General features: G+C 70.7%; 2 protein-coding genes. One reads left to right on the top strand and one right to left on the bottom strand.

Annotated features, from left to right (window positions below):
• Nucleotides 1-622, top strand: a 622-nt coding sequence (locus A0J48_RS26445) for an alkaline phosphatase PhoX (RefSeq protein WP_200327546.1), incomplete at its 5' end; no start/stop codon positions are given.
• Here the strand turns inward: A0J48_RS26445 and A0J48_RS26440 are convergent.
• Nucleotides 619-988: alpha-hydroxy-acid oxidizing protein (locus A0J48_RS26440; protein WP_200327545.1), on the bottom strand; the 370-nt coding region annotated here is incomplete at its 5' end. The two genes, A0J48_RS26445 and A0J48_RS26440, sit on opposite strands and share 4 nt — an antisense overlap.

Below are 988 nucleotides of genomic sequence, written 5' to 3'. Positions count from 1 at the left end.
CTTCTACCGCTACCAACCCGACGTGCCCGGCCAACTGCTGGCCGGCGGCGCGCTGCAGGCGCTGAAGATCGTCGGCGCCGAGTTCTTCAAGGTCAACACCCGCAGCGGCTTCCTGGACCTGCGCGGCGAGCCGCTGCCGGTGGAGTGGGTGAACATCGACGAGGTTGATCCCGCCACCGACAGCGTGCGCCTGGAGGCCCAGTCCAAGGGCGCGGCCATCTTCTCGCGCGGCGAAGGCATCTGGTACGGCAACGGCCTGGTCTACTTCTGCTGCTCCGATGGCGGCGACGCGCGTGCCGGCCAGATCTGGGCCTACGACCCGCAGGCCGAGACCGTGACCCTGGTGGTGGAGTCGGTGACCCGCGACGTGCTGGACGCGCCCGACAACATCCCCGTCGGCCCGGACGGCCGCCTCTACATGTACGAGGACGGTGGCAGCGGCAACCATATCGTCGGCGTCAACTCGCGCGGCGAGCTGTTCCGCGTGGCCGAGAACGTGCTGGGCAGTTCGGAGTTCGCGGGCGGCTGCTTCTCGCACAATGGCCGCTTCATGTTCGCCAACATCCAGAACCCGGGCCTGACCCTGGTGATCGAAGGCCCCTGGCGCAAGGGCCAGCCCTAAGCCTGGCGGGGCGGGGGCCCGCTCGGCACCAGCACGTCGCCGTTCGCCTCGTCGATGTGGTCGATGCCGCACATGGCCATGGTGCTGCGCAGCTCACCGTGCATGAGCCGCAGCACCTGCAGCACACCTTCCTCGCCAGCGGCGGCCATGCCATACAGGGTGGCCCGCCCGGTGAGCACGCCGGCCGCGCCCAGCGCGCGTGCGCGCAGGATGTCCTGCCCCTGCCGCACCCCGCCATCGAGGAATACCTCGGCCCGCCCGCCGACGGCATTGACCACTGCGGGCAGGCAGGCGATGCTGGAGGGCGCGCCGTCGAGCTGGCGCCCGCCCTGGTTGCTGACGCCGATGGCGTCGGCGCCCGCCATG

This window comes from Sphaerospermopsis aphanizomenoides BCCUSP55, from assembly GCF_001586785.1.
In the GTDB taxonomy this organism is placed as follows: domain Bacteria; phylum Cyanobacteriota; class Cyanobacteriia; order Cyanobacteriales; family Nostocaceae; genus Sphaerospermopsis_A; species Sphaerospermopsis_A aphanizomenoides_A.
Note: the sequence above shows the minus strand (reverse complement) of the source record. Positions and strands in the feature narration are given on the sequence as shown.